Below are 25411 nucleotides of genomic sequence, written 5' to 3'. Positions count from 1 at the left end.
TCTACCAAATCCTTGTGACTGTACTCCTCCTTTTTCTTTTTTCCTCTTATACTTTCGCATAAAAAAAGGGATGATTTACATCATCCCTTCGATAATAGTTTATTTTTTAACTATTATGCACGCTCTAAATAATCGCCAGTACGAGTATCTACACGAACGCTTTCTTCTTGCTGAACAAATAACGGAACACGAACAACCGCACCTGTTTCAAGCTTAGCTGGTTTACCGCCACCGCCAGATGTATCACCACGTACGCCCGGATCAGTTTCAACAATTTTCAATACAACGAAGTTCGGTGGGCTTACTGTTAAAGGTACGCCGTTGAACAACATAATTGTACATTTTTCATTTGAATCATCTTTTAACCATTTAGCAGCATCGCCCATTGCGATTTTGTCTGCCGCGATTTGCTCAAAAGATACAGGATCCATGAAGTTCCACATTTCACCATCGTTGTATAGGTATTCCATTTCAACTTCAACGATGTCAGCTGCTTCTAAAGAGTCACCTGATTTGAAAGTTTTTTCTAATACTTTACCGGTTTTAAGGTTACGTAATTTTACACGGTTGAACGCTTGACCTTTACCTGGTTTTACATATTCGTTTTCCATGATTGAACATGGGTTACCATCAAGCATAACCTTAAGGCCTGCTTTGAAATCATTTGTAGAATAATAGGCCATGAAAGGCACACTCCAAACTTAACAAGTCAACTATGCGATATAATGCGTTGTTGCATTATCTTAATCGTGTCAAATGATAAACTATTTATACCAAGAGCAAAACTGGCAATCACAACTGAGTGACCTTATTACTGATCCTTCAGAGTTGCTAAGCCTACTCGAGTTATCCTCAGAACAGCTATTATCGGGTGCGATTCTGGCTTCTGAAAAGTTTAAATTGCGTGTTCCTCGTGCGTTCGTCGGAAAAATGAACGCTAAAAACCCGCTTGACCCGCTTTTGCTACAAGTATTACCTCATCATTTAGAACTCGAAGAACATCCTGAGTTTGTCACTGACCCATTAGGCGAAGAAGCAGCAAATCAATTACCGGGTGTATTACATAAATATAAATCACGTTTTTTATTAACCTTGACGGGTGCTTGCGCCGTTCATTGCCGTTATTGCTTCCGTCGTCATTTCCCCTATCAAGAAAATTTGCCAAAGAATGAAGATTGGCTAAATATTAAAAATTATATCGAAGCAAACCCAAACATTAACGAGGTTATTTTGAGTGGTGGTGACCCGCTTACGCTTTCTAACCGTAAATTAGCACTTTGGTTAGAACGCCTATCATCTCTCAAACAAATCCAGATTCTGAGAATTCACTCACGAGTCCCAATTGTTATTCCTAACCGGATCGACGAAGAGCTAATTTCTTTATTAAAAAACAGTAGGCTGCGTATAGTTCTGGTGGTACACTCAAACCATGCTTCTGAACTCGATGACTTTACTTGTTCAAAATTGTTGCAGTTATCTGACCATCACATTACTGTACTAAATCAGGCAGTATTGCTTAATGGTGTCAATGACTCTGCACAGACGTTAATTGATTTAAGTTATCGTTTATTTGAAGCTCGCGTTATGCCTTATTACTTACATGTTTTAGATAAAGTAAAAGGTGCACAACATTTTGATTTAGAATCATCCGAGATAGATGATATCTATCGTGACGTGTTAGCGAACCTACCGGGGTATTTGGTTCCTAAACTCGTCAGGGAAATTGCGGGCGAAAAGAATAAAACACCGCTTTTTGGGGCTACAACTTTTTGAGTTATATAATAAGTGATGATGAATAATGCGCTGTCGGACATTTTTCACAATCAAACCGAACTCTCTCGTGAACGGTTAAGCTTTTGTGAAGCCAATATTAAAGATCTTAATGAATGGGTCACTACCCTTTCTATTATGCAACTCGGTGATACGTCAAAAGCATTATTCACAGCTATTTTAGAGCTCAATGAATTAAAATGTAGTGAAACCTTACGATTCGACCTCATACAAACGCTTCATCCGACCATTAACAATGTACTCGCCAGCCTAGAGAAAAACTTCTTTAACCAAGGCGTGATTAGTACAGATCGTAATGAGCACATTATTGAATTAGCGATGTTGCTCCGCTGCTATTTCGCCAGTATTTATTTAAATATTGCGCAAAATAGTCATGAGCAACTACAGCATCAAAAGTTTTCACTCTTTGCCTATAAGCAAAAAAAGAATTTGCAAACGGCACGGATCTTATCGACTTTTCATGCCCTGCAACAATTAACCAATCTCCTCTATCAGCAGCATATGCTTTATAGCGAGCCTCTTAAAGGTCAATGGTTAATAGCGCATCAGCTGTATGAAACCGCAGTTCAATACAAATACCATCTCATCAATATCAATCATATTCAGGGCATACAACACCCTTTAGCGAATATTACACAAGCTTATGCTCAGTTGATTTTGCTGGATATTTTAAATACGAACCAGATTCGTCAGTCAGAAATTCAGGCATTATTTCAATGTAGTTTTGACTGGGCAAGAATGATTCATATTTTGCCGAAAGATACCGCATTAACGAAATATGTGGTCGATCCAAATAAAGATCATCCACCTGTTTATAATACAAAGCGTAGCTCTAACTTTAACCCAAGCATCTTCATCGGTACGCAAGCTTTACTTGAGCATGTCACTGCAACCATGCATAAAAATGCTCAATATATTTCTAAGAATGAAAAGTTCTATTTAAGCCCAGCTTTAAAGTTTCATGTTCAAACGATTTTAGGAACCACGGCTCAACGTCGTCATGAACGTTATGAGTACAATGCAGAGCTCCAAATTTGTTTTGGTTTAAGCACTGCCCATTTCTATCTCTCGAAAGCAAAAAACTTCGAAGAAACGCTACAGCTTAACCATAACTATAATTTACAAAGCGAAGCTAAAGTTTTATCCAACTTAGAGAAAAAAGAACAACAAACCAGCTCTTATCAACGCTTGAGTCGTGAAAGTAAAACCATTTATCAAACCACTGTTCTTGATATTAGTGTCAATGGATATCGTATTAAATGGTCTGGCGAAGCACCGAAAAACTTAAGAACTGGTGAATACATTTTAGTTAAAGAAACTTTGCATGGACAATGGCGTGGCGGTGTAATTCGCTGGATTAAACAATCGACCGAAAAATCCCTAGAGTTAGGTTTAGAGATTTTGTCACAAGCCATGTTCCCTTGTTCAGTGCATATTCAAGCTGAGCGCCATACTCGCAATTATCATCCCGCACTATTACTACAAACACAAAATCTAGAAGAAATACAAAATACGCTTATTTTACCGGGCTCTCAAATTTTTAGAGAGCAACAAACAATTCATTTACGATTGGGGACAGAAGAAATCAAAGTGTATCTACTCAAAGCACAACTCATTACGCAAAGTTTTATTCAATTTCATTTCGAACTTTTAAATGAGCAGCAACAAGGTCTGCTTGATCAGTTCATGATGAAAAAGGGTAATAACTCTAGCACTCAAGATTTATGGGAAGCACTAAAGTGAGAAACTCTTTATTATCTAAAAAGTTAAAACGTACTGAAACACGTTTACTCATTATTGATGACAACCAGCTACGTTATAACCAGATTTTAAATTTATTATTGGGGAATGATTATCAAGTTCAGGCATTATTACTTGATGATTTAAAAAGTTTTGAAAAACAGTTAAATACGCCGTGGGATGCTATTATTTTTGGTCGTGCTTATGACCTAAAAATTGAACAAACTCTCTCCCTCATTCAAGCATCTGAGCAGCCAAATTTACCTGTTTTATTATTACAACCTGAAGATTATCAGCCTCAGCAATATCAGACTTATATTCAAAAAGGTATCTATGATGTAGTTCCATTAGAACCATTAGATTATTTTTATATCACTCTTATTCGGACCTTGTCGTATAGCCACTTATTGCAGACTGAACAACGCCTGACAAATGAGTTAGAAACAATTCACTCCCATACACAAACATTGGTCAACAATAGCCATAAAGCTGTTGCCCTTTTTCAAGAAGGGATGCATGTTAAGGCAAATACAGAATACCTCAATCTTTTTGGATTTAAGCAAGAAGACGAGATTCTTGGTCTACCGATTTTAGATGTTTTACAACCTGATGATTTAAATGTTTTTAAACAAAGATTTAAGAAAATTTCATTAGGCCAATTTGATCAGGCACGTTTTGAAATTCAGAGTCAACATGCAGCAATCGCAGGTAACAACGCTCTAAAACTAGAGTTTATTCCTAGTCAGGAAGAAGATGCCGTACAGCTAACTATTGACTATCAACTAGATTTAAAAACACCTGCAAACACACTTTTTTCAGAAAAGAGTTATGGTGTACAAACGCCTTGGCAACAAATTAATCGACAACTATCGACCTACCCTGCTCAAGTCAATGCGTTAATTTTATTTAAATTAAATCAGTGCCCAGAGCGAGTATTTCAACAAGATTGGCAAACTCCTGCACAATATTTTAATCAGCTGCAAAGTTTCTTAAAAGAACACTCGCAAATGCCGATTTTTAATATCGAACTTGGTGCATATGTTGGCGTTTTACAAGCTGAAAACAGCACAGTCCTTAACTCCCAACTGACTAGTCTGCAAAGTTTGCAAAAAGAGCATTTATTAAAGATTAATGAGCTTAATTACTCGATCCAATTTAAGCTGAGCTATGCCCCAATTACTGAACCTTTAAATGAAGATAGCTTTACAAGCTTACTTGCTCAAACAAGTCAGCAAGAGTTACCTAAGGCGCAGGCAGAAATTGAGTTAGCTCCAACCATCGAGACTATCGCTCCTGAGCCTGTCAAAACTTCTATATCGCTTGATCTTAGCCTTGAGCAAGTCGATACTCCTTTGCAATCTTCGTTATTACAGCAATTAAAGCAACAACTAGCTCGAAGTGAAATTCATTTAAAATATCAGCAGATCTACGATAAACATGATCAAGAAACCCATAACTATGAGGTGACGAGCGGTTTTATTAGCGATGAACAATGGTATGACATAAATGACTTGGCTGAATTAAGAGAAGACAGTGAACTTTCTATTCAATTAGATCGCTGGATTTTGGTTGAGGCATGTAAGCAACTACATAACTTTATTACTCAGTACCCGAAAGCTAAACTGATTATTAACCTGAATATTGATATCTTGCTCAAAGATAAATCCTTCCCTGAGCTGATTTCAAAACTACTCACCATTATTGGTAGCAAGCTTGAAAGCCCATTGGTTTTACAATTTTCAGAACAAGCGATTCAACCTCATCTTGCAATTGCTCAGCAACACATAACTCGCCTGCGTCAATACGGCGCAGAAATTTCGATTCGGGATTTCAGCTCTTCTATGTATAGCGAATCAATATTGCAACAACTTGATATTCAATATTTAAAACTGCAATCGAAGAAAACAGAGCTGTTAAACTCAGATGATGGTCTAGCTCGCTTACAAGAAAAGGTTTTGAACTATTTGACTGTAAAACCAGTCGGGATTTTACTGAGTGAACTTAATGACATGAACTCATTTGCAAATGCTTGGAATGTAGAAGCTCGTTTCTTGCAAGGTCAATATTTTCAGAAAAAACTTGATCGATTAACAGACGTACAAGACCAATAATGGTCTTGTACTGAAAAACAAAAAACGGGCATAAAGCCCGTTTTTTGTTTCGTGTTGCAGTATTAACGCTTGATAGAGCGAGACATACCAGCAAAACGTTGTTTGAATTTGTCGATACGACCACCAGTGTCTACATTCTTTTGCTTACCAGTGTAGAATGGGTGGCAAGCTGAACATACGTCAAGGTAGATAGTTTCTTTACCTAAAGCAGAACGAGTTTCGATTACGTTACCGCAAGAACAAGTTGCAACTAATTTTTCATATTTTGGGTGAATATCGGCGCGCATCGTCGATTACTCCTAATTGGAAGAAAGGCTTAAGCTGTCATCGCAATTGATCACTCTCAACTAAGTTGAGGACAGGCTCAAAATGAGCAGATCAACACCACAACAGACCATTCTTTTGGCCCACCGAAACCTCTAGGGTTAGAGCTAAGCACAACAAGTGGGCAGCATTATACGTCAAATAATTTTCTTTTGCGAATTAATCTTTCGATTTAGCCCAGTAATTTGCAATCACGCCACACACCATTAATTGGATTTGGTGAAAGATCATAATAGGCAAAACGATCATGCCTAATGGTTGGCCAATAAATAAGATTTGCGCCATCGGAACACCACTTGCCAAGGTCTTTTTAGAGCTACAAAAGAAAACCGTAACTTGATCTGCTCGGTTAAAACCTAAAGCACGTGGTAGGTAAAGTGCTAATAGCATAATGACTGTTAAGAGCACTGAACACGCAATTGTTAGAATGAGTAAAGTTTTCCAACTTACTTGATGCCAAAGTCCTGCAACTACTGCTCCACTAAATGCGCCATACACCACCATCAAAATCGAGCCTTGATCGAATGCTTTAACAATACTCGGAACTTTTGCCATATAAGGGAAAATATAAGGACGTAATAATTGACCTAAAATAAATGGCACTAACAGTAATAATGTAATTTGTATAATTGAAGTCGTCGGGTCAAATCCATGTTGGCTTTGGCCTAAAATAAAGAAGCTCACCAATACTGGCGTAATAAACATACCAATCAAGTTTGAAAAAGATGCACTGCACACCGCTCCCGCCACGTTCCCTTTTGCAACCGACGTAAATGCAATAGAGGATTGAACTGTAGAGGGTAAAAAGCACATAAATAAAAAACCCCAGTAGAGCTGTTGACCTAACAGAGGTAATAAAATTGGCTTAGCCAACAGACCAATCACAGGGAAAATAAAGAAAGTAAATGCGAAGACCAGTAAATGCATTTTCCAATGCAAAATACCTTCAATTACAGCCTCACGTGATAGTTTCGCACCATGCAAAAAGAATAAGATTGCAATTGCGACTGTGGTCAGTGTATTGAAATATTGCGCTGCTTGACCACTGACTGGAAAGAATGTTGCGAGTAGTACCATTCCAACCAATAAAATTGTAAATCGATCAAGCGCCAATAACTTCAGCATAGCCATATCCTATGATTATTTTAGATAAATAAAAAACCCAGTTGATAAATTGACCATTTGGTCAAGCCTTCATCATACTGGGCTAAAAAAATAAAGCTAGACTTTTAAGAACTAATTCTTAAAGCATCACAGTCAATTTTTAATTATTTGTCGCATTAGCATCTTGTTGAATCAATTCGACTTTATAGCCGTCTGGATCTTCAACAAATGCGATCACGGTAACACCACCTTTCATTGGACCCGCTTCGCGAACAACTTTCCCACCACGTGCTTTAATTTCTGCACACGCTTTGTAGGCATCGTCAACACCAATCGCAATGTGACCATAGGCATTGCCTAAATCATAACTTGATGTATCCCAGTTATGGGTAAGCTCAAGCACGGTATTGGTTTCTTCATCACCGTAACCAACAAATGCTAGTGTAAAGCGCCCTTCTTCATAATCACGCTTACGAAGTAACTTCATCCCTAATACTTCGGTATAGAACTTTAAAGATTGTTCTAAATTGCCTACTCGCAACATTGTATGAAGCATTCGCATGTTTATTCACCTGCCTTTTCTGATTCATGTGTTTGATGATCTCTTAGCAATTTTCCAACCCAAACCACTAAGATCAAGATTGGAATACCAATAAGAGTTGTCATCAAAAAGAACTTTGGGTAACCAATATTACTGACTATGGTACCTGAATATCCACCCAAAAGTTTTGGAGTAAGTGTCATGAGTGAACTAAAGATTGCATATTGAACAGCTGTAAATGAGACACTCGTTAAACTTGAAAGGAATGCAATAAATGCCGCACCAGCCAAACCAGAAGCTAAATTATCGACAATAATGGCAAAATAAAGCCATAAAGAACTATATGGTTTAATGACCTTACCGCTGACTTCAACAGATTGACCAGAAAGCGGATCAATATAAGCTACCGGTTCAATATTCACATCAAGTTCACTTGCCGCTTCTTGATTTGAGCTAACAGCATATGAATGAGATGCAGAAAGTATTTTTTGTTCGCCATCCATTACAGCTACGTTAAGCTCTTTACTTGTCGATGCCACTAGTTTTTTTGCATCAATGGCTGTACTAAAAACACCTTTTTGATCAGTCATTTTTGCATCAAAATTTTGCCCATCAAGGCTAATAATAATTTTTTGGGTAGGAGTTAATGCTTGTCCAAAGTATTGCCCTCGAACCACAACACTTCCCTCACCATCTTTAAGTGAGACCTGATCATTGCCCATAACGGGTAAAATTTGTAGAGGCGATTTAGCTGACTCAGTTGTCAGTAATGGCTGAGTACGTGTAACAGGCGCTACATCATTTGAAGCATAAGCAGCTTTTACTTCAATTTGTTTTGTTCCACTAAAAGCAGAACTTGGTACTTCTAACTTCCATAACCCGACTTCATCTGGCTTGACTTGATAGCTATGTTCACCAACTTTTACGTCTACCATATCTAATGGCTGACCAGATTTTACTAGTCCAATAAAAATTAAATTGGTAGAGCTAGCCAAAACAGCACCGACAAACATCAGTTTCATAATGTTGATGCGCTGTGCTAAAAGACCACCTAAGAAACCGCCGACTAAACTAAATAGTACCCCATAGATTTTAACTGCTTCTGCAATTTGCTCTTTACTGAAGTTAAGATCTTGGTAGAACACATTAGAAATAACACCAGCAATAATGTCTGAAATACGGAAGAAACCAATAAGTAGCAACAACACTAATGCGAGTTTGGCACCATAGCGTTTAAAGAAATCTAGAATTGGTGCAATCCATGTCTCTTTCGCCATTTGCTGGTTAACCACACCAATTTTAACGAGTAGATAACCTACAAAAATCGCAGCAGCAGTTGCAGTTAAAAATCTTAAAGCTTCCAAACCAAATAACGCAGCACTGTCTTTAATATTACCAGCTTGTGAAATGGCCTCGGTAACTTGCCCAGAATAAATATAAGTGACTACGAATGAAATAACTGCAATAAAAAATACGAGAACCAAACGGTAGTAATCACTACTCTTATAATTTTTATAAACTCGATTTACAACAGGCTCACGCACAAGTAGGGTCGTGACAATACCCACTAACATAACGCCTGCCATGGTTAAATAAGTCGTTTTCCAAGCTTCGTAAATGTAATTACCTTTAGCAGTTCCCAAGTGGGCAGCTAGAAATAATGCACCCGCTCCAGCCACAATCATGCCAATTCGGTAACCCGCATTATAGGTAGAGGCCAAAACCGTTTGCATTTCTGTTTCTGCTAATTCAATACGGTAAGCATCAATCACAATATCTTGGGTGGCTGCCGAGAAGCCGAGTAATACAGCACCTACCGCCATTTGAATAAGATAACTTTGACCTAAAGCAGGATCAGAGAAAGCCATAATACAAATAGCAAGAACGATCAAACACTGTGCAATTAACAACCAAGCTCGTCTTCGGCCTAAGGTTTTAGTTAAGACAGGCACAGGTAACTCATCGATAAGAGGAGCCCAAACGAACTTAAAAGAGTAACCTAGGGCAGCCCAACTAAAAAAAGTGACTGCACTTTTATCAATGCCCGCCTCTCCAAGCCATAAAGAGAGACTAGAGAAAATTAATAAAATCGGAATTCCGGCAGAAAAACCTAGAAACAGCATAATTAATGCACGGCGATCTAAAAATGCTTTAAAAGCCGAGACCCAACCCGAAGCTTGTGTGGTCATTCGTTTTTTATTTTCCATAAATTATAAATGTGCCTATTCAAACCCTTCTTACAATTCCTTTCAAGATTCTTTATGCAATCAATTTTGTTTTGGCGATAAAAACGGCAAGTTTGCTTGATATTTTATGCTAAACCTGTATACCTTTAAGCTTCAACCTTCGTTTTCTTTTGCTGGATATCAACAGTGACACAAAAACTTGATCAAGTGACCATCTCAACTTTATCACTCGCTAAAACAAACACCACAAACGTCACAATAAATGCATTTCCTTCAGCTTTTGAGCAACCTGATATAAAAATGACTTTGGATAAAACAGCCTTAAAACCCGAACAACTTACACATATTCCAGATTTTGAAAAAATTCCAGCTTCTACAAAACGTATAAAACCGCTTAATAACTTTTTAGGGCAAGACCGTGCCAAAGCATCGGTAGAAGCAGGGATTTCTTTACCCTACTCTGGCTATAACATTTTTGCAGTAGGAACAGCAGGTTTGGGTAAACGCACCATGATTAAGCGTTTACTCCAACAACATGCGAAAACAATGCCTACTCCAGATGACTGGGTATATGTCTATAATTTTAAACAAGCACGCCAACCACTTGCTCTACGCTTCCCTGCTGGACAAGGAATCAAGTTTCAACATGCCCTTCATCAAACTTGGCAAATTATTTTAAAACAGCTTGAACGCCGTTTTAGTGCCGAGACCTATCATAACCGTATTGAGCGTATCCGTGAGGAAACTGGAGATGAGCAGCAACAAGCGCTTGTCGAGTTAACCAAAGAAGGCGAAGAGCTCGACTTAAAACTCATCTCCCGCAATGAAAAGCATGGCTTTGTACCTGTACAAGTAAAAGATGATCAGGTGCAAGAACTGACTCAAACAGAAATTGAAGCTTTAAATACTAAGCAACGTGCTGAAATTGCAGCGAATGTTCGCTACATGGATAAAAAGCTCGAGCGTCTTGGTTTGCATTTAGGTGATTTAGAAGATGACGCACGTGACAAAGTTTCTGTGTTGAATCGAGACATCGCGACTCAAGTGGTTAAGCCACGCATGGATTTGATTTTAAATAAATATGGTCAAGTCAAAGGCCTTGAAGATTATTTAAAACAATATGCTCAAGATGTAATTGATAATGTTGAACTCATTTTAGAGCAAGAAGAAGATGACTTTGCTCCGGCAATGTTCAATCGTGTGCCTGCACGTTATCAGGCTAATGTAATTGTCTCAAACAAACCAAACAGTGGTGCACCGGTTATTTTTGAAGATTTCCCAACGCACTACAACTTGCTTGGTCATGTTGAACAACTTACTCACAACGGCACAATTACCACAGATTTCACTCTCATTCGTCCAGGTGCCCTACATCAAGCGAATGGTGGCTTTTTAATGCTTGAGGCCGAGCAATTACTCGAACAGCCCTATGCATGGCAAGGTTTAAAGCGCGCCTTAAAATCAGGCCAACTCAAGCTTTCTTCTCTTGAACATATGCTGACGTTAACAGGCTCTATCTCGATTGAACCTGCTGCTGTTCCACTTGATATTAAAGTGGTTCTTATGGCAGAGCCTGAGATTTATTATGAAATTTTAGAAGTAGAACCAGAGCTTGGTAGTGTCTTTAAAATTCGTGCAGATTTTACCGATACATTACAACGTAATGACGAGAATGAACAAGCCTACATGCAGCTAATTGCTGATTATGTACAAGCGGATAAATTACTTCCGTTTGATCGTAGTGCTTTAGCAGCTTTACTTACCGACTCTAGTCGTCAGGCAGAAGACCAAAGCTCACTGTCGTTACATGCTTCAACGTTGGGCGACCTCATTCGCGAAGCACATCACCATGCTTTTAAAGCTAATGAAAAGCTTGTAACTGACCAGCACATTAACTTGGCACTACAACACAGACAGTATCGCTTAGGCTATTTAAGAGAGCTTTACTGGCAAGATTTATCGCGTGGAACTCAGTTAATCGAAACTTCCGGTCATCGTTTAGGTCAAATTAATGCCCTCTCTGTTATTCACTATGCAGATGTTGAGTTTGGTTTACCTTCACGTTTGACTGCATCAGTCTATCAAGGTGGCGGCGATATTCTTGATATTGAACGTAGTGTAGAGCTTGGTGGTTCACTACATGCCAAAGGCGTATTACTTATGTCGAGCTTCTTAAAAGCTCACTTTGGTCGTGAACAGATTTTACATTTCTCTGCTGCGCTTGCATTTGAACAAAGTTATGGGCAAGTAGATGGCGACAGTGCAACAGTTGCCGAGCTTTCTGCATTAATTTCTGCAATTAGCCAAATACCAATTGATCAATCATGGGCAATTACAGGTTCTATGAACCAGTTAGGCCAAGTTCAACCAATTGGTGGTGTAAATGCAAAAATTGAAGGCTTCTATGATGCTTGTAAATTACAAGGTTTAACTGGCAAACAAGGTGTCATTATTCCTCGTCAAAACATGCAGCATTTGATGTTACGCCAAGATGTAATTGATGCAGTACAAAGTGGTCAATTCCATATCCATGCGATTGATACCATTGATCAAGCGCTTGAGATTTTAATGGCCCGCCCTGTCGGTACACTCGACAAAAAAGGTAAGTACAGTAAACACTCTATTTATGCTGCTGTAATGGAGCAACTCGAATATTGGCAAGCCATTGAAGATGGCGCAGAAATTGAAGAGGAGCCAAAGAAGAAAAAGAAAAATAAGAAAAAAATTAAGAAGCATGAAGAGCTTACGGCGGAAGATCTGCCGCAAGAAAGTGTAGAAGAAGTTGCAACCTTAAAACAGAAATAATAAAAAAAGGGCCTGTCAAATACAGGCCCTTTTTACTTTTAGAGTGGCAAAATTAGCGAACGATTTGGATCGCTCGTCCTCCTGCTAACTGACTAAAATATTGTTTAAGTGCTTCAACACAGCGCTGAATTTTCATTGGTTGTTGATCATGTTTGGCAACTTCTGCATACAAAGTAAATGTTGGTAATTTCCAATCTGGCATGAGTTCAATCAAAGAACCATTTTTTAACTCTTTTTGAGCATCTAAATATAGAATTCGTGCAATACCATGCCCTTGCTGACATAACGCCTTTGCAACTTGTAAATTATTGCTCTGCAAACGGCTCTGCATTTCAACATTAAGTGTTTCACCTGTTTTTACATGGTGAAAATGGAAATGATGTGCGTCATTCATGACATTGATCGACAATAACTCATGATCTCTTAAATCATTAGGATGCACAATTGGACTAGACTGATTTAGATAACTTGGAGAAGCTACTAAAATTTGATCTACAAAAGCCATTGGAATGACAGAGCTACTCTCTTCTACTGGAGTAGAGCTCATACGTACTGCAATATCTATTCGCTCTTCAATCAAATCGATATAACGATGTCCAACCTCAAAATGCACAGATAAACCGCGATGAGCTGACATCCAGTGAGATAATGCAGGAATAATGTGCTGAACTGCTAAATCAGGAGTTGTTGCTATACGCAAATCCCCAATTAAGTCATCCCTCAACTCATTAATTCTGATTTTTCCCCTTTCAGCCGCCGCCAACATCTCTTGACAGCTTGAAAAAAAAGCCTGTCCGGCTTCTGTCAAACTAAGTTTACGAGTGGAGCGATGTAATAGAATTACATCCATTTCATGCTCGAGGGAGCGAATCTGCTGGCTCACTGCACTTGTTGTAATTCCTAATTCACGTGCCGCACCACTGAATGAACTTTTTTCAACCACACAAGCAAAAACACCCATCGCACGAAGCTGATCTAACATAGGTTTCCTCAAATCTAATTCTAAATTTATAAAAAAATGCTTATTGTTGTAATGAAAGCAACCAATTATATTATACGAGGAAACCTAAGTTTTATGCATTAGCTATTTTGGTAAAAGATTTACAGGATTAATTGGTTTGCCATCCAAACGGATCTGGAACTCAAGCATAACCTGAGATGCTCCTGTAGAGCCCATTTCGGCAATTTTTTGTCCAGCAGTTACATTGTCACCGCTTTTCACCAACATCTTGCTATTGTGGGCATAGGCACTGATATAACCGTCAATATGCTTAATTAAAACCAAATTGCCGTATTCTTTTAAGCCATCTGCCGCGTAAACAACTTGACCATCTGCTGCAGCATAAATAGGGTCACCCTGATTTCCACCATAACGGATTCCTTTGACATTATTTGCCAAATTAAACCCTTGAATCACTGGCCCATTGTTCGGTTTTATCCAACGTAGGCTAGAATTCGGTGCAACTGAAGTCACTGTCGTATTCGTTGACGGTGCGGTCGTTGTAGGCTGAGTTACTGGGGTAACAGGTTGTGTGGTTGGTAGAGCAATGGTTTGACGTTTGATTTGCTCAGGTTGAGTCATGACTTGCGTAGATACAGTTCTTGGTGAAGAACCTTTCTTCAAACGCAAAGACTGATTAACATAAATACGATATGGCGGAGCAATATCATTCATTTCGGCAATACTAATATAGTCGAGGCCATAACGCATTGCGATACCACTTAAAGTATCACCTGAACGAACTGTGTAATAGTTAGGAGCCATTGCATAGCGAGAACTATTATTAATTTGTGGTTTAGAAGCACACCCTGCCATAGCAACGGTAAAACCTACAGCCACAGACAACAACATAATTTTCATTATTTTGTCTTTTTGGATATGCACTCTGCTTTGTTGCCCAATTAAATGCATTGATCTCCCTCACTAAATGCTACAAATCATTTCGGCTAAGAGTACCAAAAAAGTAAGAGGAAACACGTTCCTCTTTTTCTTTATTCACAAAGTTATAACATTCGAGGCAAATTATTGACTCAAACTGAGCTGCAAATCTTCTAAAACAGCATAATTTGTTGCATCCATTTGAATAGGCGTAACACTTACATAACCGTTTGCAACGGCAAAGAAATCAGATTGAATCTGGCTAGAAACACGTTGCGGATCTGTAACCGCCTCACCGGCTAAGCCAATCCAATAAACTTGACGGCCTCGTGGATCGACATGACTAGTAATAGGCTTAGATTGAGCACGGCGCCCTTGATAAGTAATCTGTGCTCCTTTTAACTGCGGCACATCAGGAATATTGATATTAAAGATATGTCGTGGAGGCAAAGATGGTAATCCGCTTGCAATAAAATCATGTACCCATTTAGCAGCCTGAGCATAATCTTCTTTATTGTTATAAGCGCGCACATCAGGGCCAGCTAAAGATACGGCAATTGCCGGCTGTTTCATTAAGCGGCCTTCAAAAGCGGCCCCTACCGTTCCCGAATATAAAACGTCATCTCCCAAGTTTGCACCACTATTGATTCCGCTCACGACCAAGTCAAACTCAAAATCAAACAAACCATTCATGGATAAATAAACACAATCTGCTGGTGTACCATTCACCGCCCAGACATCTTCGGCAATTTGAATGGGGCGTAATGGTCGATCCAATGTTAATGCACTTGAGAAACCACTTCTTTCACTTTCTGGTGCAACCACAACCACGCGTCCAAGTGGTCTTAATGCTTCAGCTAAAGCCTGTATACCTGGCGCAAAAACACCGTCATCATTCGCAATTAAAATATTCACTAAAATCTTTCTCTACAAATAAACCTAAAGGTTTTCACAATTGAATTATTTGTTGAATTATATATATTTATGCCTCCATAGCATTATAAAATTGTGAAAAAATGAAAACTTTCGCTCCTTTTTTTCAGGTATTGGGGATCAGTATCACATTGTGTACGCAAGCGGTTTTTGCAGATGAGGATATCTCAACACAAGAGGCTGATAGCTTAATTAAAGATGACATTGCCGCAACGCAAGTTTTGCAGGAAATCTGCCCAGCTTTTGTCGGAACAAATAAAAAACTTGAGTCAAACACTCAAAAGATTATTGCGATGTATTTAAGTGGTTATTCAAATAAATCAATGACCTTAGCGACTCTACAAAATGATGCTGAATTTAAAACTTTATTAAATGAAGCACGTCTTGCGGCAAAACAAATGGATCATCATGAGCAACATGAGCTCTGTGAAGAGATCGTTAATTATAAAGAATAGATCTTACTCTTTTGTGATATAGAAACTTATTCATTTTGGGTTTTCTGTTCGCCATTAAGCAGAAAACCAACATAACAATACATTTTTTCCATTTTTTTAAATTCTAAATTGGTTAAGCTAACGGCATATTTAGAAATTTTATTTTGGGTTATCGATGTTTATGAAGAAAAGCTTAGTTCAATCGCTCTCTTTGGTTTTACTTATGAGCATGGCAACAGCTGGTTTTGCTGCTGATAAGAAGAAAACAACTGAAAAGAAAACCGAAAATGAAAACGTTGTTGAAGTGACTCCACAACAAGGCACGACTCCTGAAGAATTAGCTGCAATTCAAGTGCTTTCTGAAATTTGTCCAAGTTTGATTGGTAAAAAAGACGCTGATTTTGCTCAAGGCTATGAACGTTTAGTTAAAGACTACCTACCAAATGAAACTGATGCTGTTTCTGCATTAGAAAAACGTAGTAAAGACAAAGCTTTCAAGAAATACTTAAAAGAAGCACGTAGCGATGCGAAAGCTGCCGGTGATGAACAAAACACATTAGTTTGCCAAGACGTGAAAGCATATCAATCGCAAAACTAAATTAGTAAAAAACTCTTGAGTTACAATACTGTTTGAAAAAGCCGACTTCTCCCGTAGAAGTCGGCTTTGCTTTATCCTAAAATGCTAGGCTCTTCTGCTTCATACAAGATATTGGAATTACCTAGAATGACTCGAAAAAGCGCTATTGCTGCACTACTCCTCTTACCAAGTTTTTCTTATGCAGCAACTGTCTTATCAGCTCCGCCAGAATTAAATAATAAGTCTTATGTATTAATGGATTATGAGACAGGCCAAATTCTCGCTTCTAAAAATGAAAACGAAAAGCTTGCACCTGCGTCTATGACAAAAATGATGACCAGTTACATCATTGAACAAAAATTATTAAAAGGTGAACTGACTGAAAATGAGCAGGTTCGTATGAACGAGTCTGCATGGTGTAAAGGAAGTAGCTCTGAATCATGTATGTATGTTCCTTTAAACGGTACAGCGACTGTTCTAGAAATGCTCCGCGGTATTATTATCCAGTCAGGTAATGATGCATCAAAAGCAATGGCTGAACATATTGCCGGAAATGAAGGCACGTTTGCTCATATGATGAATCAGGAAGCAAAACGTATCGGCATGGTGAACACCCAGTTTATTAACTCGACCGGTATGCCTGCTGAAGGCCACTATTCAACTGCAAAAGATATGGCTGTGTTAGCACAACATATTATTAAAGACAGCTCAAAATACTACCCAATTTACTCTGAAAAAGAATTTACTTTTAATGGTATTAAACAAGGTAACCGTAATGCCTTGCTTTACACCGACCCAAGTGTAGATGGTTTAAAAACAGGTCATACAGATGAAGCTGGTTACTGCTTAACTACTTCAAGTAAACGCGGTCCAATGCGTTTAATTTCAGTGATTTTTGGTACTCCAAGCATGTCTGAACGTGCAGACCAAACGCGTACGTTACTGGCTTGGGGCTTTGCAAACTTTGAAACTGCAAATGTTCAACCAGCCAATCAAGTTCTTGCAAAAGCAAAAGTTTGGTTTGGTAAAGAAGATGAAGTTCAAGTCGGTTTGGCTGAAAACTTTAGTGTGACTATGCCTAAAGGTAAAGCTGATGGCATTAAAACTCAGTTAGTGGTTCAACCTAACTTAAATGCACCACTTCAAAAGGGTCAAGTTGTGGGTAAACTTGTTGCTAGCCTAGATGGCAAAGTAATTGCTGAAAAGCCGTTAGTTGCATTAAAGCCAGTTGAAGAAGCAGGTTTCTTTGCTCGTTTAATCGACCATATCAAGCAATTCTTCAGCAACTTATTCTAATTTTAGAATAGTTGAATTAAGCACTCATGCTATTTAGCTTGAGTGCTTTTTTATTTTATAATTCGACTAAATTTTATTTTGATACTACTTATGGCAAAGAACATTCGTCCTTATCTTGAACACCACCCTCAAGTAGATACAACCTGTTATATCGATGAAATGGCTGTTGTGGTTGGTGACGTTAGCTTAGCTGAAAATGTTTCTGTCTGGCCTTTTGCAGTCATCCGTGGTGACGTAAATAGTATTCAAATTGGCAAAAACAGTAACGTACAAGACCATTGTATGTTGCATGTAAGCCATAAAAATGATGCCAAACCGAATGGCTCACCTCTGATTATTGGTGAAGATGTAACGGTTGGACATCATGTGACTTTGCATGGCTGTACCATTGGCAACCGTGTTTTAGTCGGAATCAACACCGTTATTCTAGATGACGTAATTATTGAAGATGATGTGATGATTGGTGCAGGAAGTTTAGTTCCGCCTCGCAAAGTCTTAAAAAGCGGTTATCTCTATGTAGGAAGCCCCGTACAACAAGTGCGGCCATTGACTGAAAAAGAACTGGCGTTCCTTCCTTATTCAGCAAGACATTATGTAAAAGTGCAAAATAATCATAAAGCTGCACAAGCAAATCAGGATTAATTATCTATCTTGATCGTAAGTAATAAAAATGCTGATTTTTAAACGATATGGTTTTGTCGTATTGCTCATATCGTTTAGCAGATCACCGTAGCCAAAAACCCCTAAATTTCGTATTATACGTCTTTTAAATCATGGTGCTTTTTTATGACCGCATGGACTCCTCATGTCACTGTTGCTACAGTCGTAGAAAAAGACGGACGCTATCTGTTTGTAGAAGAGCATAGCGAAGGTTTTGTACACACAGTATTTAACCAACCTGCTGGTCATGTGGAATGTGGTGAGTCATTAACAGAAGCTGCCATTCGAGAAACACTTGAAGAGACAGGCCATCATGTTGAAATTGATGCCTTGCTTGGTATTTATACTTATACCCCACCAATGTTTCCCGATCGCACCTATTACCGTTTCTGTTTTCTAGCGCATGTAACTCAGGTTGAAATTGATCCTCAACTCGACACAGGTATTATCGCTGCTGTGTGGATGACACCGGATGAACTCAAAGAATCTGCCCGTGCTCGCAGTCCTCTTGTGCTAAAAGCAGTTGAAGATGCTATGAAAGGCCACCATTATCCTCTATCGCTTATCTATGAGCACCCCTTCTCTCCCTCATTAACTTCTCATTTGGATGCTTAGTCCTATGCAACAACGTGTCATCGTCGGTATGTCTGGTGGTGTAGACTCTTCTGTTTCTGCAGCACTTTTACTTCAACAGGGTTATCAAGTTGAAGGTCTTTTCATGAAGAACTGGGAGGAAGACGACGGCACGGAATACTGTACGGCAATGGAAGACTTAGCCGATGCCCAAGCAGTAGCTGATAAAATCGGTATTAAGCTGCATACAGCAAACTTTGCGATGGAATATTGGGATCGAGTGTTTGAACTTTTCCTAGCTGAATATGCTGCGGGTCGCACACCAAACCCAGATATTTTATGTAATAAAGAAATTAAATTCCGCGCATTTTTAGATCATGCTATGACTTTAGGTGCAGACTTCATCGCAACGGGTCATTATGCACGCCGTGGTGAAACCGCATATAACTCTAAAGGCGAAGCATACGCACCATTATTACGTGGTGTAGATAACAATAAAGACCAAACCTATTTCTTACATGCCGTTCATGGTAGAGAAATTAATAAAACATTATTCCCAGTAGGCGAAATCGAAAAACCTGAAGTTCGCAGAATTGCTGAAGAACTTGATCTTGCTACAGCCAAGAAAAAGGACTCAACAGGAATCTGTTTTATTGGAGAACGTCGTTTTAATGACTTCCTTAAACAATATTTACCCGCTCAGCCTGGGAAAATTGTACTTGATACAGGTAAAGAAGTTGGTGAACATCACGGTCTGATGTACTATACGCTCGGTCAACGCGGTGGAATTGGTCTAGGTGGTTTGAAGGGTGCAGCTGAAGGTGCATGGTTCGTACTACATAAAGATCTGGCAAATAATCGCCTCGTTGTTGGTCAGGGACATGAACACCCACTCATGCAAAGTACTCAACTGTGGAGTGAGTCAATTGACTGGGTAGCTGGTGAACAGAATATTCCAGTTGAAGGATTACGCTGTACAGCTAAAACGCGTTATCGCCAACCTGATCAGGCATGTACAATTTTTATTGATGAAAACACTGAACACGGTGTTCGCGTTGAGTTCGATGAACCTCAGCGTGCTGTTACACCGGGTCAAAGCGTTGTATTTTATTCAGATGAAGTTTGCTTAGGCGGGGGTGTCATTCACCATACAAATGCCCCTACACCAAATTTTATTTAAGGGAATGAATGGCATGGTGGAGTTACCATTTCAACAATCACAAGCCTTGAATGTTCGCCAAAACCGTGCCCTTGCCTTGGCTGGGGTATTTCAGGCCACTCAGCTCACCCATATGACAGCCATGACGGGTCAGCAAAGTATTGGTGAAAGTGGTAACTTCTATTTTGAACTATTAATCAAAGCAAGTTTAAATATACGCCCTACAGCCAACAATGGTGTTCAAACCTTAGATTTTTTTAATCAGTTGGCAGATATTTCTTTAGGGCTTAAAACACTCGAAAATTGTATTACTCAACCTTTTTCAAACATGCCTAAGTCTCGCCTTCCAAAAATGGGCACGGCCAAATTGCCAATGTCCTATGCGATGTCGCTCTTACAGCTAGAAAAAAAGGTTTATAGCAATCCTGAATATGTCGCAATCATTGAAAAAGCTCAGCAGAAAATTTTAAAACAGCTGTCTTTTTTTGATAATAACTACTTACACCCAAGCATTTTAGCCAATTTGGCGCAAACTTATGTTGATACGGCTGGCCAGATTAACCCACGCATTTTAGTTCGTGGTAATGCAGAAGCATTTAAAGATACCAATCATACTAACCGCATCCGTGCTTGTCTGTTTACTGGCTTGCAAATGGCCCATTTATGGCGACAACTCGGCGGTAGTTCGTGGAACATGATTTTTAGCAAACGTAAATTGCTACAGGATATTCAAGCACTTGCTCGTTTACAGTACCAAGTCATTTAAGACTATAAACGAGATTTTTTTAGTTTTATGTTTATTCCAACATTAAGGAATCGTTATGAACGCTTTAACCGCACTATCACCATTAGATGGACGTTATGCCAGCAAATGTGATGCGCTACGCCCTTTTCTTTCTGAGTTTGGTTTAATCCATGCTCGTGTCACTGTAGAAGTGCGTTGGTTACAAGCACTTTCTAACCGTCCGGAAATTGTTGAAGTTGCACCTTTTTCAAACGAAACAAATGCAGCTTTAGATGCAATTGTTAGCAACTTCTCTGAAGAAGATGCAAATCGCATTAAAGAGATTGAACGTACGACTAACCATGACGTTAAAGCAGTTGAGTATTTCTTAAAAGAGAAAATTGCTGGTATCACTGAATTACAAAATGCGGGTGAATTCATTCACTTTGCATGTACTTCTGAAGACATCAACAATTTATCTCACGCGCTTATGCTTAAAAACGGTCGTGAAGTTTTAGTATCAAGCATGAAGCAAATCCTTAATGCGATCTCTGCTTTGGCAACGACTCACGCTGAACAACCAATGTTGTCTCGTACACACGGTCAAACTGCTAGCCCAACAACTTTGGGTAAAGAAATGGCGAACGTCGCATACCGTTTAGCTCGTCAAATCAAACAATTTGAAAACGTTGAGTTACTTGGCAAAATCAATGGTGCTGTAGGTAACTACAATGCTCACCTTTCTGCTTATCCAGATGTTGATTGGGCTGCTCACGCACAAGCTTTTGTTGAATCTTTAGGTTTAACATTCAACCCTTATACAACTCAAATCGAACCACATGATTACATGGCAGAGTTGTTTGATGCGTTACGTCGTTTCAATACGATTTTAATCGACTTTAACCGCGACGTATGGGGTTACATCTCTTTAGGTTATTTCAAACAAAAATTGAAAGAAGGCGAAGTTGGTTCATCAACAATGCCACACAAAGTTAACCCAATTGACTTTGAAAACTCTGAAGGTAACTTAGGTATTGCAAATGCAGTATTGGCTCACTTAGGTGAAAAATTACCAATTTCTCGCTGGCAGCGTGACTTAACTGACTCAACTGTATTACGTAATATGGGTGTTGGTTTTGCGCAAAGCTTAATTGCTTTCGATGCGTGCTTAAAAGGTGTTGGTAAACTTGAGTTAAATGCAAACCGTTTAAATGAAGATTTAGACCAAGCTCAAGAAGTTTTAGCTGAACCAATTCAAACTGTAATGCGTCGCTACAACATTGAAAAACCATACGAAAAATTAAAAGCATTAACTCGTGGTCAAGCAATGACTCGTGACATGATGGTTAATTTCGTAAATGGTGATGAGCTTTCTCAAGTACCAAACGAAGAACGTGCGCGCTTAGCTGAACTTACGCCTGCAACTTACACAGGTAATGCAGCTGAACAAGCGAAACAAATTAATGATCTAATTAGCAAAATCTAATTAAAAAGTTTACAAAAAGCGGAGCTTAGGCTTCGCTTTTTTATTACACTCATATAAATCACAATAAAGACTTCATAAAATGATCGAAAAACAATTCAAACTTAAACACTATATTGCTCTTGGCTTGCTTTTGATTGCGATTGTTATTTCAGCTATTCAGCCTCTTGAATTTGAAGCCTATTTACTTCACCAAGCTGGCACTGTGTTTATGTTGATTTTGCTCTTTGTTATTTTTAAGAAGATTGGACTCGATTTTTTAAGTTTTACTTTCTATCTGCTGTTTTTGCTCATCCATATTGTTGGCGCACATTACCTGTATTCATACGTTCCATACAATGATTGGATACAACAAGCATTCCATTTTAACTTAGATCAATATATGGGTTGGTCCCGTAATATGTATGATCGTTTGGTTCATCTTGCCTATGGTATTTTTCTTTACCCTCTTACTTATCGCGTGTTTCAAGTGTGGTTACCATCCATAAAGCCATTCAGTCTTTTTTTGCTAGTGGTTCAATTTGTAATGGCATCAAGTGTTTTATATGAACTTATTGAATGGGCAATTGCTATTGGATTATCTCCCGAAGAAGCCGAAAATTATAATGGGCAACAAGGCGATATGTGGGATGCCCATAAAGATATGCTGTTAGCAACTATTGGGGCAATTTTCTATGGACTTCTTGCACTGATGCTTCCATCTAAAACAAATAACTCATAAATAAAAAAGCGCTCAATGAGCGCTTTTTTTAAGATCACTTTAGACAACAGGATAGGTTTGTTCTAAAAGGCTTTGTAAAACCGAAGAAGTCGTATCAGGTAAAACATGCTCAAGATTGCCTGTGATATTACTAGCGTTCGTAGTTATATCACTCTGATCATTTACCTGAGTAGGCTTTAATGCCGCTGAAGATAAAAGAGTTTCAATTGGGTCTGGTTCACTAGACGTAGAGCTTTTTAACAAATCATCTAATGGCACAGATTTCTGCTCTTGGCTATCCGTTTCATTTGTTGTGCTTTGTACTAACTTTAATGTATTTAACCCAACACTATCAGCAACAGATACAGTTTCTGTATGAGCAGTATCAACAGCTACATCACTTAAACTGGCAGCTTTTGGAGCGACCACATAAAACGTAAATGGTGAACTCACTTCACTTGTAAGGCCTGCTGCATCTGTTTGAGTTAAAGTAATCGTATGTTTACCAATTGCTAAGTCTTTATCGAGCGTAAAGCTCCATGATCGACTACTACTTACATTTACAATCCCAATAGCAACACCATTATCATAAATGGTTAAAGTTGCATTTGCCTCACCTGAACCTGTGAGCTTTGGTCTTGCATCGTCAGTTTCTGAACCAGCAGTAATCGCACCTTTTAGAGCACCGACATCATCATCCACACTGTTTAAAACAGGTTTTGCAGGTGGTGTTGTGTCCTTAGTACCAATAATATCAAGAGCCTCAGATTTATTTCCTGCACTATCAGTAGCCGAAACTGAAGCATGTTTGTTATCAGTTAAAGCAGGCGAAATCGTAATTGTAAATTTTCCATTTGCATCTGCTGTTCCCGTGCCAATGACCTTACCTGTCGTATCTTTAATTTCAACTTTTGCATTTGCTTCGGTTGTACCTGTTACGGTTGTTCCATCAGCATTAATTTGAGCAACAGGTTTATCAGGTGCAATAGAGTCATAACTTGGAGAAACTTCTAAAGGTTTAGAGGTATTACCTGCTGCATCTTCAACAACAACTGTTGCCTTTTGTGACTCTTTTAATGCCGGAGAAAGCGTAATTTGAAATTCGCCTTGAGCGTTTGCGGTACCCGTACCAATCACTTTACCATCAGCATCTTTTATCTGAACTTTCGCATTAGGCTCAGTTTGTCCTTCAACCGTGGTACCTTCTTTATTGACTTCAACTAAAGGAACATCTGGAGCGAAAGTATCCTTTCCAGCAATAATTTTAGTTGGTTCAGATTTATTGCCTGCAGCATCTTCAGCTATAACTTTTCCACCCGCGTCACTCGTCAATGGAGGAGTAAGCTTTAAAGAAAAAATACCATCTTTATTTGCAGTTACAGTGCCTAATACATTACCACTAGCATCATAAACCGTGATTTTTGCATTTGCTTCAGTTTTACCAGTTACCAATGAGCCGTCATCACTCAGCTGAGTTTGGGGAGCATCTGGAGCAATTGTGTCTTTACTACCAGTCACAACTCCTGGTTTAGAAATATTACCAGCAGCATCTTCAGCTAAAACATTTAATTTATTCCCGTTTGCTAAAGGCTTATCAAGTTTAATTGTAAAATTTCCACTTGCATCTGCAACACCCGTTGCAACCGTATTACCAGCAGCATCTTGAATATAAATTTTTGCATTCGCTTCTGCTTTACCAGTAACCGTAACGGTATCATCCGCAACAGTAGCAGTCGGTGCAGCAGGAGCTAAGATATCTACAGGTCCTGAAGAATCATCGTTGTCATCATTATCAAAAGCCCAAAGATATAAACCTTCAGCAGCTAAAACAGCCAAACCTGCTTTTAGCACGTTACCCATCGAAAAAGTTGGGGAATCATCAACCGCCATTGTCGAGGCTGGCTGGCTCGTGCTGGTATAGGCTAAATCTGTGACATGGTTTAAACCTGTATAGTCGATTACCTTACCCTGAGCATCAAATTGTGCTTCAACAAATTTTCCATGTTCAGTCGGAAGAACAAGTGAATGTTCTGTTGTATTCGTTACTTCATTAAAGAAATTTTCTAAGACAATAGTCTCTCCATTTTTTAAATGGACGACTAGATTTCCACCTTGTTTTTCCACCGATGCTATATCTTTTTGACTTACGCCAATTTGAATAATAGAAGGTTTACTTAACACGACCTTATTGAGCTGACCATCTTGCAGAACGTCCAAACCCTCTTTGGATGCTACAATTATTCTTGTCATTATTTCCTGTCCTAAATTTCAGTTATATTTTTAAATGTCTAACTTTTTAAATATTTCATTTAAAAGCTATTTTATTGCTGTTTAAAATATCAAAACCATGTGGTTATCACAATTCAAAAATTATATTTATCAACATTTATT

The 25411-nt window shown here is 38.7% G+C and carries 22 protein-coding genes; 13 read left to right on the top strand and 9 right to left on the bottom strand.

Translation table 11 applies throughout. From position 1 onward, the window contains the following. Positions 1 to 113 precede the first annotated feature (113 nt). Entirely contained in the window at positions 114 to 683 is a 570-nt protein-coding gene (efp, locus tag RMB06_RS05390; RefSeq protein WP_002118666.1) for an elongation factor P, read from the bottom strand. A 73-nt stretch (positions 684 to 756) separates the two neighbouring features. Between efp and epmB the strand changes: the two genes are divergently transcribed. From epmB to RMB06_RS05375, 3 genes are read left to right on the top strand one after another with little or no spacing between them, the layout of a single operon-like run. Next, positions 757 to 1773 (top strand): EF-P beta-lysylation protein EpmB, encoded by a 1017-nt coding sequence (epmB, locus tag RMB06_RS05385; RefSeq protein ID WP_311078675.1) that lies wholly within the window; start codon positions 757 to 759, stop codon positions 1771 to 1773. 15 nt (positions 1774 to 1788) lie between these two features. Continuing rightward, positions 1789 to 3534, top strand: coding sequence for a hypothetical protein (locus RMB06_RS05380; RefSeq protein WP_046812555.1), 1746 nt, complete (start codon positions 1789 to 1791; stop codon positions 3532 to 3534). Next, entirely contained in the window at positions 3531 to 5642 is a 2112-nt protein-coding gene (locus RMB06_RS05375) for an EAL domain-containing protein (RefSeq protein WP_311078673.1), read from the top strand. Before RMB06_RS05380 ends, RMB06_RS05375 begins: the two co-directional genes overlap by 4 nt. 62 nt (positions 5643 to 5704) lie before the next feature. On the opposite strand, the gene rpmE is transcribed toward RMB06_RS05375, so the two are convergent. From rpmE to RMB06_RS05355, 4 genes are all read right to left on the bottom strand, one after another. Further along, positions 5705 to 5929 (bottom strand): 50S ribosomal protein L31, encoded by a 225-nt coding sequence (rpmE, locus tag RMB06_RS05370; protein ID WP_001200845.1) that lies wholly within the window; start codon positions 5927 to 5929, stop codon positions 5705 to 5707. A gap of 196 nt (positions 5930 to 6125) precedes the next feature. After that, positions 6126 to 7097 (bottom strand): bile acid:sodium symporter family protein, encoded by a 972-nt coding sequence (locus tag RMB06_RS05365; RefSeq protein WP_081309613.1) that lies wholly within the window; start codon positions 7095 to 7097, stop codon positions 6126 to 6128. A 133-nt stretch (positions 7098 to 7230) separates the two neighbouring features. Next, positions 7231 to 7632, bottom strand: coding sequence for a lactoylglutathione lyase (gene gloA / locus RMB06_RS05360; protein ID WP_032035854.1), 402 nt, complete (start codon positions 7630 to 7632; stop codon positions 7231 to 7233). Positions 7633 to 7634: 2 nt separating this feature from the next. Continuing rightward, complete coding sequence (locus RMB06_RS05355) at positions 7635 to 9818, bottom strand: AmpG family muropeptide MFS transporter (protein ID WP_081405135.1); 2184 nt, start codon at positions 9816 to 9818, stop codon at positions 7635 to 7637. 165 nt (positions 9819 to 9983) lie between these two features. On the opposite strand from RMB06_RS05355, the gene RMB06_RS05350 reads away from it, so the two are divergent. Beyond that, complete coding sequence (locus tag RMB06_RS05350) at positions 9984 to 12602, top strand: ATP-binding protein (RefSeq protein ID WP_311078671.1); 2619 nt, start codon at positions 9984 to 9986, stop codon at positions 12600 to 12602. Positions 12603 to 12654: 52 nt separating this feature from the next. On the opposite strand, the gene RMB06_RS05345 is transcribed toward RMB06_RS05350, so the two are convergent. The 3 genes from RMB06_RS05345 to surE all read right to left on the bottom strand — a co-directional run bounded on the left by RMB06_RS05345 (position 12655) and on the right by surE (position 15396). Continuing rightward, entirely contained in the window at positions 12655 to 13584 is a 930-nt protein-coding gene (locus tag RMB06_RS05345) for a LysR family transcriptional regulator (RefSeq protein ID WP_086265397.1), read from the bottom strand. A gap of 102 nt (positions 13585 to 13686) precedes the next feature. After that, positions 13687 to 14514 carry a peptidoglycan DD-metalloendopeptidase family protein gene (locus RMB06_RS05340; RefSeq protein ID WP_068563302.1) on the bottom strand — a complete coding sequence of 276 codons (828 nt, stop codon included), beginning with the start codon at positions 14512 to 14514 and terminating at the stop codon, positions 13687 to 13689. 111 nt (positions 14515 to 14625) lie between these two features. Beyond that, positions 14626 to 15396, bottom strand: coding sequence for a 5'/3'-nucleotidase SurE (gene surE / locus RMB06_RS05335; RefSeq protein WP_309165825.1), 771 nt, complete (start codon positions 15394 to 15396; stop codon positions 14626 to 14628). 101 nt (positions 15397 to 15497) lie between these two features. Here surE and RMB06_RS05330 point away from each other — a divergent pair, with 101 nt between their 5' ends. From RMB06_RS05330 to RMB06_RS05290, 9 genes are all read left to right on the top strand, one after another. Continuing rightward, complete coding sequence (locus RMB06_RS05330; protein ID WP_017480619.1) at positions 15498 to 15869, top strand: MCR_0457 family protein; 372 nt, start codon at positions 15498 to 15500, stop codon at positions 15867 to 15869. Positions 15870 to 16023: 154 nt separating this feature from the next. Further along, positions 16024 to 16446, top strand: coding sequence for an MCR_0457 family protein (locus tag RMB06_RS05325; protein WP_002118406.1), 423 nt, complete (start codon positions 16024 to 16026; stop codon positions 16444 to 16446). 126 nt (positions 16447 to 16572) lie between these two features. Beyond that, the gene (gene dacC, locus RMB06_RS05320) at positions 16573 to 17721 is read left to right on the top strand and encodes a D-alanyl-D-alanine carboxypeptidase PBP5/6 (RefSeq protein ID WP_002118558.1); all 1149 of its coding nucleotides are present in this window, start codon (positions 16573 to 16575) and stop codon (positions 17719 to 17721) included. A 90-nt stretch (positions 17722 to 17811) separates the two neighbouring features. Beyond that, positions 17812 to 18363 carry a gamma carbonic anhydrase family protein gene (locus tag RMB06_RS05315; protein WP_014207309.1) on the top strand — a complete coding sequence of 184 codons (552 nt, stop codon included), beginning with the start codon at positions 17812 to 17814 and terminating at the stop codon, positions 18361 to 18363. 144 nt (positions 18364 to 18507) lie between these two features. Continuing rightward, a complete protein-coding gene (locus RMB06_RS05310; RefSeq protein ID WP_311078668.1) occupies positions 18508 to 18996 on the top strand; it encodes an NUDIX hydrolase in 489 nt (162 codons plus the stop codon). Positions 18997 to 19000: 4 nt separating this feature from the next. After that, on the top strand, positions 19001 to 20134 hold the full coding sequence (gene mnmA, locus RMB06_RS05305; protein WP_005073282.1) for a tRNA 2-thiouridine(34) synthase MnmA: 1134 nt from the start codon (positions 19001 to 19003) through the stop codon (positions 20132 to 20134). Between the two features lie 13 nt (positions 20135 to 20147). Then, positions 20148 to 20879, top strand: coding sequence for a high frequency lysogenization protein HflD (gene hflD, locus RMB06_RS05300; protein ID WP_016140362.1), 732 nt, complete (start codon positions 20148 to 20150; stop codon positions 20877 to 20879). A 55-nt stretch (positions 20880 to 20934) separates the two neighbouring features. Next, entirely contained in the window at positions 20935 to 22323 is a 1389-nt protein-coding gene (gene purB / locus RMB06_RS05295) for an adenylosuccinate lyase (protein ID WP_311078664.1), read from the top strand. A gap of 79 nt (positions 22324 to 22402) precedes the next feature. Then, a complete protein-coding gene (locus tag RMB06_RS05290; protein WP_311078662.1) occupies positions 22403 to 23041 on the top strand; it encodes a DUF2238 domain-containing protein in 639 nt (212 codons plus the stop codon). Positions 23042 to 23080: 39 nt separating this feature from the next. Here the strand turns inward: RMB06_RS05290 and blp2 are convergent, their stop codons facing one another. After that, entirely contained in the window at positions 23081 to 25270 is a 2190-nt protein-coding gene (gene blp2, locus RMB06_RS05285) for an Ig-like repeat protein Blp2 (RefSeq protein ID WP_311078660.1), read from the bottom strand. Positions 25271 to 25411 lie beyond the last annotated feature (141 nt).

The sequence above is a fragment of the Acinetobacter sp. V104_13 genome (assembly GCF_031798995.1).
GTDB lineage: Bacteria > Pseudomonadota > Gammaproteobacteria > Pseudomonadales > Moraxellaceae > Acinetobacter > Acinetobacter pittii.
The sequence above is the reverse complement of the archived record's forward strand: the minus strand, read 5'-3'. Positions and strand labels throughout refer to the sequence as shown.